The following is a 14675-nucleotide window of genomic DNA, read 5'->3' on the forward strand; positions in this document are numbered from 1 at the left end:
AACCCCCGATGTTCAATTCCTCCTCCCTCTCGCGCCGGCGCGCGCTGCAGGCCCTCTCGGCCATGGCGGCAGCGGGGTCGCCCCTGGGTCTGATGGCGGCCACCCCTGCGCCGCGCCTCATCACGGTGGGCGGCGGCATCACCGAGGTGGTCTACGCGCTGGGCGCGCAGGACCAGTTGGTCGGCACCGACACCACCAGTCTGTACCCGGCGGCGGCGCAGGCCACGCCCAAGGTGGGCTACATGCGCCAGCTCTCGGCCGAAGGCCTGCTCGCGCTGCGGCCCGACGCGCTGATCGCCGGCACCGACGCCGGCCCACCGGTGGTGATCGACCAGTTGCGCAGCGCCGGTGTGCGCGTGGAGCTGGTGGCGTCCGACCACACCTGGGACGAGGTGCGCCGCAAGATCGCCGCCGTGGGCCGCGCCTCGAACCGCGAAGCCGCCGCGCGCGAGCTGCAGGCCCGGCTCGATGCGCGCTGGCAGGCCGTGAGCGCGCGCGTGCAAGCGGCCAAGGGTCCGGGGCCGAAGATCCTGTTCGTGCTCTCGCACAGCGGCAGCCCGCAGGTCTCGGGCGAGAAGACGGCGGCCGATGCGCTGATCCGCTTCATCGGCGCGCGCAACGCGCTCGGCGGTTTCCAGGGTTACCGGCCGATGACGGCCGAGGCCATGGCGCAGGCCGCGCCCGACCTGATCCTGACCACCACGCAAGGCATCGAAGCCATCGGTGGCGAAGCGAAGTTCTGGCAACGCCCCGAACTCGCGCTCACGCCGGCCTTCCAACGCCGCGCATCCGGCAAAACGCTGGTGCACCTGGACGCGCTGGAGCTGCTCGGTTTCGGCCCGCGCCTGCCCGAGGTGGTGGAGCGCCTGCACGACCAGGTGGTGAAGACATGAACGCCGTGCGCCACGACCTCGCCAATGTGCGCACGCCCGACCTGCGGCGCGCGGTGGCCGACTACACCGAGGTGCTGGGCTTCGAATGCCGGCAGCACATTCCCGGCGTGTGCGCGCTGGTGGCGCACGGCCCGCTGCAGGTGCAGCTCTGGGCCTGCGCCGCCACGCCCGGCCGCTGGGAACGGCCCACGCCGGGCGACCGCGGCTTCGCGCCCGGCCACCACCGCGTGGAGGTACCGCGCATCCACGTGCTGCACGCCAGCCTGCGCGCGGCCGTGCTGCGCCCCTGCCGCACCGGCCTGGGCGGGCGCAAGCCGTTGCACGCTCACCGCTTCGAAGGCGAGTCGCCGCGCTGGCAGCCCTGGGGCGCGTGGGAACTCACGCTCAGCGACATCGACGGCAACGTGCTGCACCTGATCGACCGCGTGGCCTGGTGGCCCGACGTGTCGGCGCAACGCCAGCCCGGCGAGCAGCGCATGGAGGACCGCTCGTGAACGCGGCCGTGCCGGCGGTGGCGGCCCTGCGCTGGACGCCGCGCCGCCTCTCCGGCCCGAGCCTGTTGCTCTGTTTGGGCGCGCTGCTGGTGCTCACGCTGCTGTGGGCGGCGGGCCAGGGCGCCTACAGCCTGCCGCTGAGCGAGTTGCCGGGCGTGCTGCTGGGCGCGGTGACCACCACCGCGCCCGGCGGCAGCGGCGCCGAGCTGGTGTTCTTCAACATCCGGCTGCCGCGCCTGGTGCTGGGCCTGGCCGCCGGGGCCGGCCTGGGCCTGGCCGGCGCGCTCATGCAGGGCCTGTTCCGCAACCCGCTGGCCGACCCGGGCCTGATCGGCGTGAGCAGCGGCGCCGCGCTCGCGGCGGGCGCCACCATCGTCATGGGCAACCTCTGGTTCCCCGACCTGCCGCGCTCGCTGGGCAGCTGGACGCTGGTGCTCATGGCCTTCGGCGGGGGCCTGGCGGTCACGGTGCTGATCTACCTGCTCTCGCGCGGCGAAGGCGGCACGCGCGTGGGGCTGATGCTGCTGGCCGGCATCGCGGTCAACGCGCTGGCCGGCGCGGGGCTGGGCCTGCTGAGTTTCCTGGCCACCGACGAGCAGCTGCGCAACCTGCAGTTCTGGCTGCTCGGCAGCCTGGGCGGCGCGCGCTGGAGCGCGGTCGCGCTGGTGGGCGGCATCACGCTCGTGGCCGGAGGGATCGGGCTGCGGCTGGCGCGCCCGCTCAACGCGCTCGCGCTGGGCGAGGCCCAGGCGGTGCTGCTGGGCGTGTCGGTCGAGCGCGTGAAGCAGATCGCCATCGTGGTCACGGCGCTGGCCGTGGGCGCGGTCACCGCCACCACCGGCATCATCGGTTTCATCGGCCTGGTCGCGCCGCACATGGTGCGCCTGGTGGCCGGGCCCGACCACCGCTGGGTGCTGCCCGGCTCGGCCCTGTTGGGCGCGGTGCTGGTGCTGCTGGCCGACGCGGTCGCGCGCACCCTCCTGCAACCGGCCGAGCTGCCGCTGGGCGTGCTCACCGCCGTGGTGGGTGTGCCCTTCTTCCTGATCCTGCTGCGCAGCGCGCACGGGAGGCGCCTGTGAACGCGCGCCTGCTCGACGCTGACTGGCGCTGCGCCTGCGGCGAACTGCCGGCCGGCGAACGCCCGCTGTGGCTGGACGACGATGACGATGACCCCGTGGACGACGCCCCCACCCTGGACGATGGGCAGGGCCTGTGCGCGCTGGACGTGGGCGTGCGCGCTGGTGCCAGCACCCTGCTGCAGGGCGTGCAACTGCGGCTCGCGCCCGGCGAGGTCGGCGCCATCCTCGGCCCCAACGGCGCGGGCAAGTCCACCTTGCTCTCGGTGCTCTCGGGCCTGCGCGCGCCCGACACCGGCCGCGTCACGCTCAATGGCCTGGCCGTGACGCCCGCGACCGTGCACCTGCTCGCGCGCCACCGCGCGGTGCTGCCGCAGGAGACGGCGGTGGCCTTCGACTTCCGTGTGCAGGACGTGGTGGAACTCGGGCGCTACCCGCACCACCTGCAACCGTCAACGAACGAAGCCGCGATCGTGCGCGCCGCGATGCGGGCCACCGGCGTGGCCGACATGGCCGAGCGCAGCATCAGCAGCCTGAGCGGCGGCGAACGCGCGCGCGCGCAGCTGGCGCGCGTGATGGCGCAGATCTGGGCGCCGCGCGCCGACGGTGCGCCGCGCTGGCTGCTGCTCGACGAACCGACGGCCGCGCTCGACCTGCGCCACCAGCACGAGACCCTGAGCACCGTGCAGCGCTGGGCGCGCGAGCAGGGCGTGGGCGTGCTCGCCGTGCTGCACGACCCCAACCTCGCCCTGCGCTACGCCGACCGCGTGTGGGTGCTCGACGGTGGGGTGCTGCAGGCCAGCGGCCCGCCCGCGCGCGTGCTGCGGCCGGCGCTGGTGCGGCGCGTGTGGCAGGTGCAGGCCAGCACCGTGCGCGCGGCCGACGGCGTGCCGCAGTTGCTCATCGCGGCCGGCGCGCCGCCGTTGCCCGGGAAGGACCGCCCATGACACAGACCCCGCCATCGATCCTGCTCACGCGCCACGACAGCGCGGCCGCGCGCGAGATCGCCATCGAACACGGTGTGCTGACCCGCCAGGTGGCCGGCCTGCAGCGCCGCGTGGGCGAGCAGCTGCGCGCCCATGCCATGCAGGTCTCGGCGCTGGAAGACGAGGTGCTGCACCTGCGCGCGCAACTCATCGTCTCGCGCACCAGCCTGCTCTGGGGCCTGGGCGTGGCCGGCGTCATGAAGCCGCTGGCGCGCCGTGCCCGCCTGCTGGCCGAGCGCGCCGAAGCCGGTGCGATGCGGGAGGCCAGCAGCGTGATCTGCCAGACCGGCTGCGTGGGCCATGCCCACCCCTGGCTGGAGGCCGACGGCCAGTGTCGCCGCACCGGCGTGGCGTGCACCCAACTGACGGGGCAGGCCGAAGGGGCCTAGAGAACGGCCCAGTGGTTGTCGATCTGCAGGCGTTCGGAAGAGCGGGCTTCGGTGCCTTCGGGCGCGCACCACACGCCTTCGGCACCGCTGGCCCACCAGTGGCCCTGGTCGGCCGCGAGCGCATAGGCCTCGCGGTGCGCGAGGTTCTGCGACCAGCGCGCGTCGGCGCCGAACAGGGCCAGCGCGTCCGCGCGCGGGCAGCTCACCACGAAACCGCCTTCGGGCAGGGCGCAGATGTCGCCGCCATAACCCTGCACCGCGGGCTGGGCCAGCGAGGCCTGCAGGCGCTCGCCGTTCCACCCGGCGAACACCGGCGCGCGCCGCTTGGCCTCGGCATCGGGGTGCTCGGCCTGCAGCGCGATGCCCACGGTGCGCGACACCGGGTCCCAGGCCAGGTGGCGGATGCTCAGGTAGGGGTCGTCCAGACGCCACTGGCCCAGCACCGCGCCGTCGCGCGGGTCCAGCGCCACCAGCGAGGCGTCCATGCGGTCGAGCTGGCGCTTGCTGCGCCCGGTCTCGGGCAGCGTGGGGATGCCGCCGTTGGCGACCAGCAGGCTGCCGGCCGGGATCTCGCCCACGCGCTGCGGCAGCACGATCAGCTCGTGCGGGTCCATGCCCCGCGTGGCCCATTCGGCGGATTTCTCCAGCGTCTTCGCGTCGCGCGTGGCCAGGCGGCCCTGCGCGGTGTCGAGGTCGGTCTCGGTGGTCCAGAGCGTGCGGCCATCGGGGCTGGCGACGGCGTGGCCATTGAAGCGGCGGTCGTCCTCGATCCAGTGCCATTGCGTCTGCCCGCTCACCGGGTGCCAGCGCAGCAGCCAGTCGCCCGGGCGGCGCGCGGCGGCCAGCACACTGCCATCGGCTTCGAGCAGCAGGCCGTGCGCGCGCGTGGGCACGGCGAGCGAGCGCTGCACCGACCAGCGCGCCCCGTCCACCGCGATCACGCCGATGCGGTGTTCGTTCGAGGTCTGCCAGGCCGAGACCAGGCGCGTGCCCGCGCTGCGCGCGGCCCAGGCCGGCGCGAGGCCCAGGGCCGCCATCGCCACCAGCCACTGGCGGCGCGACAGCGAAAAACGCGCTGCGTGCCGCGTGCCTTCGTCAAGGGGCAACAAGGGTCCGGCTTCGCCGGTCCAAGATGCCGTTCCCCCTCCCAGCGCCGAAGGCGCGCCAGAGAGGGGGGAAGCCGCGCAGCGGCGCAGGGGGGTGTTCATTCAATCTCCATCGGCATCGGAGAACCCGAGTGGCACATCCAGCGCGGCCGCGACCTCGTTCTGGAACAGCACGGTCACGGCCTTCATCGACTTCGTGAGCGCGAGCAGCTCACGCTCGCTCGAGCGCGGCGTGAGCTTGTCCATGCCCGCCGTCACCTGGTCCAGCGCCTGGCCCCATTTCTGCGCCAGCGCGAGCTGGCCCCGGCCCATGAGCAGGGCCTCCATCGGCACCAGGGCCTGGCCGGCGGCGGGTGGTTGCGCACCGGGGGGCAGGCGGCCTTGCTGGCGCAGGCTCTGCCATTGCGCGCGCCAGTCGCGCAGGTTGCTCTCGCGGTCGAGCCGGGCGTAGGGCACCGGCGCGCCCTTGGCCGCGTTGCCGGTGGTCTGGTGGGTGGTGATGGGTTTTTCGATGTGGGCCCAGCGCAGCCGCTCCAGGCCGGCGAGCCACTGGTTGACCCATTCGGCCAGCGAGGCGGTGGTGACCTCGGGCTCGTCGTCCCATTCCTTCGTGGCCCATTGGCCGAGTTCGTCGTTCAGGGCGCGCGCCTCGGCGGCGATGCCCTGCGCCACCAGCTCGGCGTAGCGGCAGGCGGGGGCCGGCGCGGGCTGGCGGCTGCCGGCCCACTGGTTCAGCAGCAGCTCGAAGGCGGGGAAACCTTTGGCGGGTGTGCCCACGCGCTCCATGTCCGCCAGGGTGTTGGGCGCCTTCTCCATCGAGCGGCGCAGCAGGTCCGGGCGCGTGGGCCAGAAGTCGATCTGGCGCTGCGAGCGCCGCGTGACCAGCGGCCCCACGGCCGGCGTGGACAGGGTCTCCCAGCTCACCAGCGTGTCCTGCCACTGCGCGCGCAGCGCGGGCAGCGTGGCCTGGCCCTTGCAGTGTTGGGCCGTGGTCTCGACCAGGCGATCGGCCTGGGCCTGGAAGTCGCGCGCCAGCGGCGGCAGGTGGTGCGTGTACACGCCCTGCAGGGCCTGCTCGGCCGAGTAGTAGGGCGCGGCCACGATGGGGGCGTTCTGCGCCGCCGCGAGGCCGGACAGCGTGAGGCCCAGGGCCAGCGTGGTGGCGCGACGAAGAAAGGCAAAGGCATGAGGTGTCATAGCGACTCCACGAATTTCACGAGCGCGCTGCGGTCGGCCCGTTTCATCTTGAGCACCTGCTCCTTGGACGCCTGGGCCTCGCCGCCGTGCCAGAGGATGGCTTCGAGCACGCCGTTGGCGCGGCCGTCGTGCATCAGGCGGGTGTGGCCGTTGACGTCCTTGATGAGGCCGATGCCCCAGAGCGGCGGCGTCTTCCACTGGCTGCCGCTGGCGAGGTAGTCCGGGCGGCCATCGGCGAGATCCGGGCCCATGTCGTGCAGCAGCAGGTCGGTGTAGGGCCAGATGCGCTGGCCCTTGAGAGCCGGGCTGGTGAGCGGCGGAAACGGGCCTTCGGCCGTGACGTAGCTCGGGCGGTGGCAGGCGGCGCATTGCGCCTGCGCGAACAGCGCCTGGCCGCGCAGCACCTGCGGGTCGTTCACGTTGCGCCGCGCCGCCGGGGCCAGCGTGGCCTGGTAGAAGATCACCTGGCCCAGGGTCTCGTCGTCGATCTCGGGTTTCAGCGCGGTCGCGTTGGCCGCCGGCACGATGCCGTCGCGGCCTGTGGTCTTGCCGCCGCCGTGCGGCGCGGCCAGGCAGTCCTTCTGCGTGGGCGTGCAGGTCTCGTGCGGGAAGGCGTTGGAGGTGATGCCGATGTCGCCATGGAAGGCGCCGGCGGTCTGGTGCGCGAGGGTGGCGACGTTGGCCTTCCAGCCCAGGCGCCCCAGGCGCTCTTCCTGCGCGAACACGTCCCACACGCGGTTGGGCTGGCCCTTGATGGGGCCGGGCGTGGCGGCCTGTTCGCGCGCGTTGCGCAGGATCTCGGCATCGGGAATGGCTTCGATCAGGCCGATGCCGGCGAGTTGCGGTGCGATGCGCGGGCTGACCATGAGGCCCGGCGCGAACGGGCCGTAGGCGAGGTCGGTCAGCTTGTAGATGGGCTTTTGCAGCGTGTAGCGCGTGCCGTCCGCGAAGCGGCCGTGAACGGGTTGTTGGCGGATCTCGACCCGGCCCTCGGGCTTGACGCCCTGGATCGCCGCGTTGTTGAACTGGTCGCCGTACACCGGGTCGGGCCGCACGCCGGCCTTGGGGTCGGGCGTGCCGGCCACCGACAGGCGCATGAGCAGCGCCACCGTGCCTTCGGGCTCGGGGCCCAGCGTGTTCTTCCAGGCCGGCGGCTCGCCCCGGCCATCGAGCACGTGGCAGCCCGCGCAGGACCGCGCGATGAAGTGCGGGCCCAGGCCGTCGCGCGCGGTGGTCGACGCCGGGGCCTCCACCCAGTTGCGTTTGAAGAACGAGTTGCCGATCACGAAGCGCGTGCGCCCCGGATCGTCCAAGTTGGCCAGCGGAAACGAGAACGCGTTCTTGCCGGTGGCGTAGACCGTGGTCGCGCCACCGGTCTTCTCACCCAACGGGTCGGGCGCTTCGTCGGCGTGCAGGACGAGCGCGGTGGAGCCGCAAAACAGGACCCCCATGGCGAGCGCAAGGCGCGTGGCTGTGGGAAGGAGCGACATGGTGAAAGGCCTAAAGAAACGGAGGCAAGAGAGCGGGTGTCAATCCAGGGGGGCAAGGGTCCGGCTCCGCCGGCCCGAGACCCCGTCCCCCCTCCCAGCGCCGAAGGCGCGCCAGAGAGGGGGGACGCCGCGCAGCGGCGCAGGGGGGCGTTCAAGGCTCCACGAGCGTCAGCTTGGCGATGCCCACCGCGCTGGCCGATTCCACCAGCAGCTTGGACTGTTCCACCAGGCTGGCGACGGTCTTCTCGATCGCCGGGCGGCCGGTCGAGCCCTTGGCGATGGCGCGGTCGAACGGGGCGGGAATGGCCTCGGCGCCCGCCACCGAGGCGGCGATCTGCGCGGTGGTCTTCTCGGCCAGGTCGGCCTTCTTGGCGGCCACCAGGTCGCGCACGCCCGGGCCTTGCAGCACGCTGCCGTCGCGCTTCTTGTACTGGCCCAGCCACACGTTCTGGATGCCGGTGGCGTTGGTCACGATGTCGCGGTGGGTGTTGTCGGAGAAGCAGGAGTGTTCGTCTTCCTGGTCCTGCGAGTTCAGCGCCACTTCCATGCGCTCACCCGAGAGTTCGCCGCGCGAGAGCGAGCCCAGGCCCACGATGATCTTGCGCACCGATTCCTTGCCGCCCTTCTCGAAGCGCGCGCGGTAGTTCTTCTGGCCGGGCGCCCAGGCCTTGACCAGGAAGTTCAGGTCGTCCACCAGCAGCTCGGTGGCCACGGTGAGGAACTGGCGGCGGCGGTCGGCGTTGGGCGTCTTGCCGTCCACATAGTCTTCGAACGAGCGGTTGCCCGGGCCGGTTTCGCTCAGGTCCTGGCCCCACAGCAGGAACTCGATCGCGTGCCAGCCGGAGCTGATGTTCTCTTCACCACCGCGCTCGTTGAACTTGGCCAGGTTGGTCTTGGTGATCTTGAATTTGGTGTTGGCGATCAGGCCCGATTTCGGCTTGCCCTGCACGTAGTCCACGTAGGATTCGTCCAGCGGCCAGGCGTTGATCTGGCCTTCCGGGCCCTTGTCGTCGTCGATCGGACCGCCGTAGAAGCGGAAGGCCTCGGTCTGGCCGTAGAACTCGCGGGCGCCCAGCCAGGCCTTGCGCGCGGCGGCCAGGCCGTCGGCCGAGGGCGCGGCCACGAAGGCCTTGATGGTGGTCTGCATCTCCTGCGCGGCGGCCAGGGTGTCGCTGTAGTTGGCGTGCACCAGCGCGGCGTAGTGCGTGGCCACGGTGGCGTAGGTCGCGGCGGCGGGCGCGCTCGCGGCCGCGGGAGCGGCGGCCTGGGCGTGGGCCGGTGTGTGCAGCAGGGACAGGGTGGCCGACAGGGCCAGAACGAGCAGGGTGGGTTTCATGGCGGAAGGGCTTGGAGTGAAGGAATCGGGCCGGCAGCGCCGGTGGGTCTCACAGTGTAAATGAGAATGATTCCTGCTATGTATCCAAGACCCAGCCGCCGATGGGCCCATCGGCGGCGTCCTTGACCTGCGTCAAGCGCGCATCAGGGCTTCGATCTCGTCGGCCTTCACCGGCACGTCGCGCGAGATGAGTTCGCAGCCGGTCGCGGTGACGATGGCGTCGTCCTCGATGCGGATGCCGATGTTCCAGAAATGCTCGGGCACGCCTTCGCCCGGCCGCACGTACAGGCCGGGCTCGATGGTGAGCACCATGCCGGGGCGCAGCACGCGGCTGGGCCGGTCCTTGATGGTCTCGCCGCTGAGCGGGTCCTGGCGCTCGCTCACGCTGCCCAGCTCGGAGGGCTCCACGTAGCTGCCGCAGTCGTGCACGTCCATGCCCAGCCAGTGGCCGGTGCGGTGCATGTAGAACGGGAAGTAGGCGCGGTGGGCGATCACGTCCTGCGCGTTGCCGACCTTGTTGCGGTCCAGCAGGCCGACGTCGAGCAGGCCCTGGGCCAGCACGGCCACGGTGGCCTCGTGCGGGTCGACGAAGCGCGCGCCGGCCTTGGTGGCGGCCACGGCGGCGTCCTGGCTGGCGAGCACGAGGTCGTACAGCGTGCGCTGCGGGCCGGTGAAGCGGCCGTTGGCGGGAAAGGTGCGGGTGATGTCGCTGGCGTAGCCGTCGAGTTCGCAGCCGGCGTCGATCAGCACCAGCTCGCCGCTGCGGATCGGCGCGGCGTCGGCGCGGTAGTGCAGCACGCAGGCGTTGGCGCCGGCGGCCACGATGCTGCCGTAGGCCGGGTACTGCGAGCCGTGTTCGCGAAAGCTGTGCAGCAGCTCGGCGTCGAGGTGGTACTCGCGCACGTCCTGCCCGGCGCGCAGCATGGCCGCGCTGCGCTGCATGGCGCGGATGTGGGCCTTGGCGCTGATCTGCGCGGCGCGGCGCATGGTGGCCTGCTCGAAGGCGTCCTTCACCAGCCGCAGTTCGTCGAGGATGCCGCAGAGGTCGCGCTGCGATTCGGGGCACAGCGCGCCGTAGCGCACGCGCGCGCGCACCGGTTGCAGCCAGCCGTTGATGCGGCTCTCCAGCCCCGCGTGCGTGGCGAAGGGGTACCACACGGTCTGGCGGTTCTCCAGCAATTTGGGCAGGCGCTGGTCGAGTTCGGCGACGGAAAACGCCTCGCTCACGCCCAGGTGTTCCGGTGCGGCTTCGGGGCCCAGACGGATGCCGTCCCAGATCTCGCGCTCCAGGTCCTTGGGCTGGCAGAACAGCGTGGTCTGGCCCTCGGCGGTGATCACCAGCCAGGCATTGGGCTCGGTGAAACCGGTGAGGTAATAGAAGTAGCTGTCGTGCCGGTAGATGAAATCGGTGTCGCGGTTGCGTGGCCGTTCCAGCGCGGTGGGCACGATGGCGATGCCGCCGGCACCGAGCTGGGCGGCCACGCGGGCGCGGCGCTCCGCGTACAGGGTGGTGTGGGTGGTGGAGTCCATGCGGGCCATTGTCGGCGTTTTGGCGCGCGCCGTGGGGCGTGGGGATCAGCCCGCGGTGTTCAGTTCCGCGAGTCGCTCTGGGGTGCCCACGTCCACCCAGGGGCCGGTGTAGAGCTCGGCGCTCACCAGGCCGGCGTCCATGGCGCGGCGCAGCAGCGGTGCCAGCGGCTCGGCCGTGCCCTGCGGGTTGCCCGGCACGATCTCGCACCAGGGCGCCTCGAACAGCTCGCGGCGGTACAGGCCGATGGTGCTGTAGGTGTGGCGCATCTCGGCCTCGTTGAGCGCCAGGCCCTCGGCGCTCAGGCCGAAATCGCCGCGTGGGTGGTGCGGCGGGTTGGGCACCAGCCAGAGGTGGGCGAGCTGGCCGCTGGCCTTGAAGCGGGCCACGTTGGTCGGCGTGAAGGCGAACTCCGGCGCGTACACGTCGCCCGCGAGCACCCAGAACACATCGCCCAGCAGCGGCAGCGCGCGCGCGATGCCCCCGGCGGTTTCGAGCGCGTAGCCGAAGTCCTGGCCTTCGCGCGAGACGGTCACCTCGGTGCCCGGGTGCTGCGCCTGCCAGTCGGCGCAGAAGGCGTCGATCTGTTCACCCAGCCAGGCGGTGTTGACCACCAGGCGCCGGAAGCCGCCGGCCAGCAAGGCCTCCATCGGCCACTGCATCAAGGGCCGGCCCTGCACCGTCAGCAGGGGCTTGGGCGTTTCGTCCGTCAGGGGGCGCATGCGCATGCCGCGCCCGGCGGCGAGCAGCATGGCCGGGATGGGGGCGGTGGCAAGTCGGGTCATGGGTGGTGGACGGTGGGCGTACCGGGTTCACAGGGCCCGACGCATCCGGAATTATGAGCGCCTGCGCGCGGCTCGGCCGGCCGTCTGGGGCGCTGGTCCGGGCGGCCCGATAAAATCCCCTGTTTTGCGCCGCCGCGCAATTGTTCCTTCCTCATACCCTCCCCCAGCACCCCATGTCCGACGCCGCCAGCACCCCCCCCGCACCGCCCCCGCCGCTTCGGCCGTGACCGCCCAGACCCAGGCCAACGCCATCCGCGCCCTGGCCATGGACGCGGTGCAACAGGCGAACTCGGGCCACCCCGGCGCGCCCATGGGCATGGCGGACATGGCGGTCGCCCTCTGGGGGCGCCATCTGCGCCACAACCCGACCAACCCGCAGTGGGCCAACCGCGACCGTTTCGTGCTCTCGAACGGCCACGGTTCCATGCTGATTTACGCGCTGTTGCACCTCACGGGCTACAAGCTGCCGATCGGCGAACTCAAGAACTTCCGCCAGCTGCACAGCAAGACCGCCGGCCACCCCGAGGTGGGCATCACCCCCGGCGTGGAAACCACCACCGGCCCGCTGGGCCAGGGCATCACCAACGCCGTGGGCATGGCGCTGGCCGAGAAGCTGCTGGCGGCCGAATTCAACCGCGATGGCCACGCCATCGTCGACCACCACACCTACGTGTTCCTGGGCGACGGTTGCCTGATGGAAGGCATCAGCCACGAGGCCGTGGCCCTGGCCGGCGCCTGGAAGCTCAACAAGCTGATCGCGCTGTACGACGACAACGGCATCTCGATCGATGGTCAGGTCACGCCCTGGTTCATCGACAACACCGCGCTGCGCTTCACCGCCAGCGGCTGGAACGTGATCGGCCCGATCGACGGCCACGACACCGACGCCGTGGACCGCGCGATCGCCGACGCCAAGAACAAGGCCAGCATGGGCACCTTTGGCCCCACGCTGATCATCTGCAAGACGCACATCGGCAAGGGCAGCCCGAACCGGGCCAACACCGCCAAGGCGCACGGCGAGCCGCTGGGCGGCGAAGAGATCCAGCTCACCCGCGAGGCCCTGGGCTGGATGCACAAGCCCTTCGAGGTGCCGCAGGACGTGTACGCCGCCTGGGACGCCAAGGCCGCCGGCCAGGCCGTGGAGGCCGACTGGAACGGGAAGTTCGCCGCCTACAAGGCCGCCTTCCCCGAACTGGCCAAGGAGTTCACCCGCCGCATGAAGGGCGAGCTGCCGAAGAACTTCGCGCAGGTCGCGGTGGACGCCGCCGTGGGCGCGCACACCAAGGCCGAAACCGTGGCCAGTCGCAAGGCCAGCCAGCTGGCGCTGGAGACCTTCACCGCCGCGCTGCCCGAGCTGCTGGGCGGCAGCGCCGACCTCACCGGCTCCAACCTCACCAACACCAAGTCCACCCCCAGCCTGCGTTTCAACATGGCAGGTGACGTGGTGAAGAACGAGCAGGGCCAGGGCGGGCGCCACATCAACTACGGCGTGCGCGAGTTCGGCATGGCCGCGATCATGAACGGCGTGGCGCTGCACGGCGGCTTCATCCCCTACGGCGGCACCTTCCTCACCTTCAGCGACTACAGCCGCAACGCCATCCGCATGGCCGCGCTGATGAAGCAGCGCGTGATCCACGTGTTCACGCACGACTCCATCGGCCTGGGCGAAGACGGCCCGACGCACCAGTCCATCGAGCACGCGGCCAGCCTGCGCCTGATCCCCAACCTGGACGTGTGGCGCCCCGCCGACACGGCCGAGACCGCCGTGGCCTGGGCCGTGGCGCTGGAGAACGCCAGTCGCCCGACCGCGCTGCTGCTCAGCCGCCAGAACCTGCCTTACGCGCCGAAGAACGACCTGGGCCACATCAGCCAGGGCGCCTACGTGCTGGCCGAGCCGGCCGAGGTGGGCCTGAAGAAAAAGGCGCAGGCCGTGATCATCGCCACCGGCTCCGAAGTGCAGCTCGCCCTGAAGGCGCAGGAACTGCTGGCGCGCGAGCACAAGATCGCCGTGCGCGTGGTCTCCATGCCCAGCACCACCACCTTCGACCGCCAGACCGCCGCCTACAAGGCCTCGGTGCTGCCGGCCGGCGTGCCACGCATCGCGGTCGAGATGGGCACCACCGACGGCTGGTGGAAGTACGGCGTGGCCGCCGTGGTCGGCATCGACACCTACGGCGAGTCGGCCCCGGCGCCGGTGCTGTTCAAGCACTTCGGCTTCACCGAGCAGAACGTGGCGGACACGGTGCGCGCCGTGCTCGCGAAGTGAATTTTGGTTAACCCTTTTTTGAAACCTTCCAGGAGAGACGAGACATGACGATCAAGATCGGCATCAACGGCTTCGGCCGCATCGGCCGCAACGTGTTGCGCAGCGCCATCCAGAACTTCCAAGACATCGAAGTGGTGGCGATCAACGACCTGCTCGAACCCGACTACCTGGCCTACATGCTGCAGTACGACAGCGTGCACGGCCGCTTCAAGGGTGAAGTCAAGGTCGAGGGCAACACGCTGATCGTCAACGGCAAGAAGATCCGCCTGACCCAGGAGCGCGACCCCGCCAACCTGAAGTGGGCCGAAGTCGGCGCCGACGTGGTGATCGAATCCACCGGCCTGTTCCTGGACAAGGTCACGGCCCAGAAGCACCTGGACGCGGGTGCGAAGAAGGTGATCCTGTCGGCCCCGAGCAAGGACGACACCCCCATGTTCGTCTACGGCGTGAACGACAAGACCTACAAGGGCGAGGCCATCATCTCCAACGCCTCGTGCACCACCAACTGCCTGGCGCCGATCGCCAAGGTGCTCAACGACAAGTGGGGCATCAAGCGCGGTCTGATGACCACGGTGCACGCAGCCACGGCCACGCAGAAGACGGTGGACGGCCCGAGCAACAAGGACTGGCGCGGCGGCCGCGGCATCCTGGAGAACATCATCCCCAGCAGCACGGGCGCGGCCAAGGCCGTGGGCGTGGTGATCCCCGAGCTCAACAAGAAGCTCACGGGCATGAGCTTCCGGGTGCCGACTTCCGACGTCTCGGTGGTGGACCTGACGGTGGAGCTGAACAAGGAAGCGAGCTACGAAGAGATCTGCGCGGAGATGAAGGCGCAGAGCGAAGGCGCCTTGAAGGGCGTGCTGGGCTACACGACCGACAAGGTGGTGGCCACCGATTTCCGGGGCGACACGCGCACCTCGATCTTCGACGCGGACGCCGGCATCGCGCTGGACAAGACCTTCATCAAGGTCGTGAGCTGGTACGACAACGAATGGGGCTACTCCAACAAGTGCCTCGAAATGGTTCGCGTCGTCGCCAAGTAAGCGCAAGCTCACTCGACTTGAAAAAAGCGCCTTCGGGCGCTTTTTTCTTGCCCGGTTCACCTCGGTGACAGGCGCGCATTGACACT

General features: G+C 71.0%; 13 protein-coding genes. 7 read left to right on the forward strand and 6 right to left on the reverse strand.

Going from position 1 to position 14675, the window contains the following annotated elements:
- The first annotated feature begins 8 nt into the window (after window positions 1-8).
- Genes ABSY19_RS15130 through ABSY19_RS15150 form a run of 5 tightly spaced genes read left to right on the forward strand, consistent with a single transcriptional unit; the run spans window position 9 to window position 3838 of the window.
- The gene (locus tag ABSY19_RS15130) at window positions 9-893 is read left to right on the forward strand and encodes a hemin ABC transporter substrate-binding protein (RefSeq protein WP_382152852.1); all 885 of its coding nucleotides are present in this window, start codon (window positions 9-11) and stop codon (window positions 891-893) included.
- On the forward strand, window positions 890-1387 hold the full coding sequence (locus tag ABSY19_RS15135; protein WP_382152855.1) for a hypothetical protein: 498 nt from the start codon (window positions 890-892) through the stop codon (window positions 1385-1387). The genes ABSY19_RS15130 and ABSY19_RS15135 overlap by 4 nt, the downstream gene beginning before the upstream one ends.
- Window positions 1384-2466, forward strand: coding sequence for a FecCD family ABC transporter permease (locus ABSY19_RS15140; protein WP_382152857.1), 1083 nt, complete (start codon window positions 1384-1386; stop codon window positions 2464-2466). Before ABSY19_RS15135 ends, ABSY19_RS15140 begins: the two co-directional genes overlap by 4 nt.
- Window positions 2463-3410 carry a heme ABC transporter ATP-binding protein gene (locus ABSY19_RS15145; RefSeq protein ID WP_382152860.1) on the forward strand — a complete coding sequence of 316 codons (948 nt, stop codon included), beginning with the start codon at window positions 2463-2465 and terminating at the stop codon, window positions 3408-3410. Before ABSY19_RS15140 ends, ABSY19_RS15145 begins: the two co-directional genes overlap by 4 nt.
- On the forward strand, window positions 3407-3838 hold the full coding sequence (locus ABSY19_RS15150) for a hypothetical protein (RefSeq protein ID WP_382152863.1): 432 nt from the start codon (window positions 3407-3409) through the stop codon (window positions 3836-3838). The genes ABSY19_RS15145 and ABSY19_RS15150 overlap by 4 nt, the downstream gene beginning before the upstream one ends.
- Here the strand turns inward: ABSY19_RS15150 and ABSY19_RS15155 are convergent.
- From ABSY19_RS15155 to ABSY19_RS15180, 6 genes are all read right to left on the reverse strand, one after another.
- The gene (locus ABSY19_RS15155; RefSeq protein WP_382152866.1) at window positions 3835-4947 is read right to left on the reverse strand and encodes a DUF1513 domain-containing protein; all 1113 of its coding nucleotides are present in this window, start codon (window positions 4945-4947) and stop codon (window positions 3835-3837) included. The two genes, ABSY19_RS15150 and ABSY19_RS15155, sit on opposite strands and share 4 nt — an antisense overlap.
- A gap of 99 nt (window positions 4948-5046) precedes the next feature.
- Window positions 5047-6141 carry an imelysin family protein gene (locus tag ABSY19_RS15160; RefSeq protein WP_382152869.1) on the reverse strand — a complete coding sequence of 365 codons (1095 nt, stop codon included), beginning with the start codon at window positions 6139-6141 and terminating at the stop codon, window positions 5047-5049.
- A complete protein-coding gene (locus ABSY19_RS15165; RefSeq protein ID WP_382152872.1) occupies window positions 6138-7631 on the reverse strand; it encodes a di-heme oxidoredictase family protein in 1494 nt (497 codons plus the stop codon). Before ABSY19_RS15165 ends, ABSY19_RS15160 begins: the two co-directional genes overlap by 4 nt.
- Window positions 7632-7782: 151 nt before the next feature.
- Entirely contained in the window at window positions 7783-8967 is a 1185-nt protein-coding gene (locus ABSY19_RS15170; RefSeq protein ID WP_382152875.1) for an imelysin family protein, read from the reverse strand.
- A 132-nt stretch (window positions 8968-9099) separates the two neighbouring features.
- Complete coding sequence (locus ABSY19_RS15175; protein WP_382152878.1) at window positions 9100-10497, reverse strand: aminopeptidase P N-terminal domain-containing protein; 1398 nt, start codon at window positions 10495-10497, stop codon at window positions 9100-9102.
- Between the two features lie 45 nt (window positions 10498-10542).
- Window positions 10543-11247, reverse strand: coding sequence for an NDP-sugar synthase (locus ABSY19_RS15180; RefSeq protein WP_382163819.1), 705 nt, complete (start codon window positions 11245-11247; stop codon window positions 10543-10545).
- Between the two features lie 298 nt (window positions 11248-11545).
- Between ABSY19_RS15180 and tkt the strand changes: the two genes are divergently transcribed.
- Together tkt and gap are read left to right on the forward strand one after the other, a co-directional pair.
- Window positions 11546-13546 (forward strand): transketolase, encoded by a 2001-nt coding sequence (gene tkt, locus ABSY19_RS15185; RefSeq protein ID WP_382163821.1) that lies wholly within the window; start codon window positions 11546-11548, stop codon window positions 13544-13546.
- Window positions 13547-13590: 44 nt separating this feature from the next.
- The gene (gene gap / locus ABSY19_RS15190; RefSeq protein ID WP_382152882.1) at window positions 13591-14589 is read left to right on the forward strand and encodes a type I glyceraldehyde-3-phosphate dehydrogenase; all 999 of its coding nucleotides are present in this window, start codon (window positions 13591-13593) and stop codon (window positions 14587-14589) included.
- The last annotated feature ends 86 nt before the right edge of the window (window positions 14590-14675 follow it).

This window comes from Hydrogenophaga sp. ANAO-22 (genome assembly GCF_042466645.1).
Classification (GTDB): domain Bacteria; phylum Pseudomonadota; class Gammaproteobacteria; order Burkholderiales; family Burkholderiaceae_C; genus Hydrogenophaga.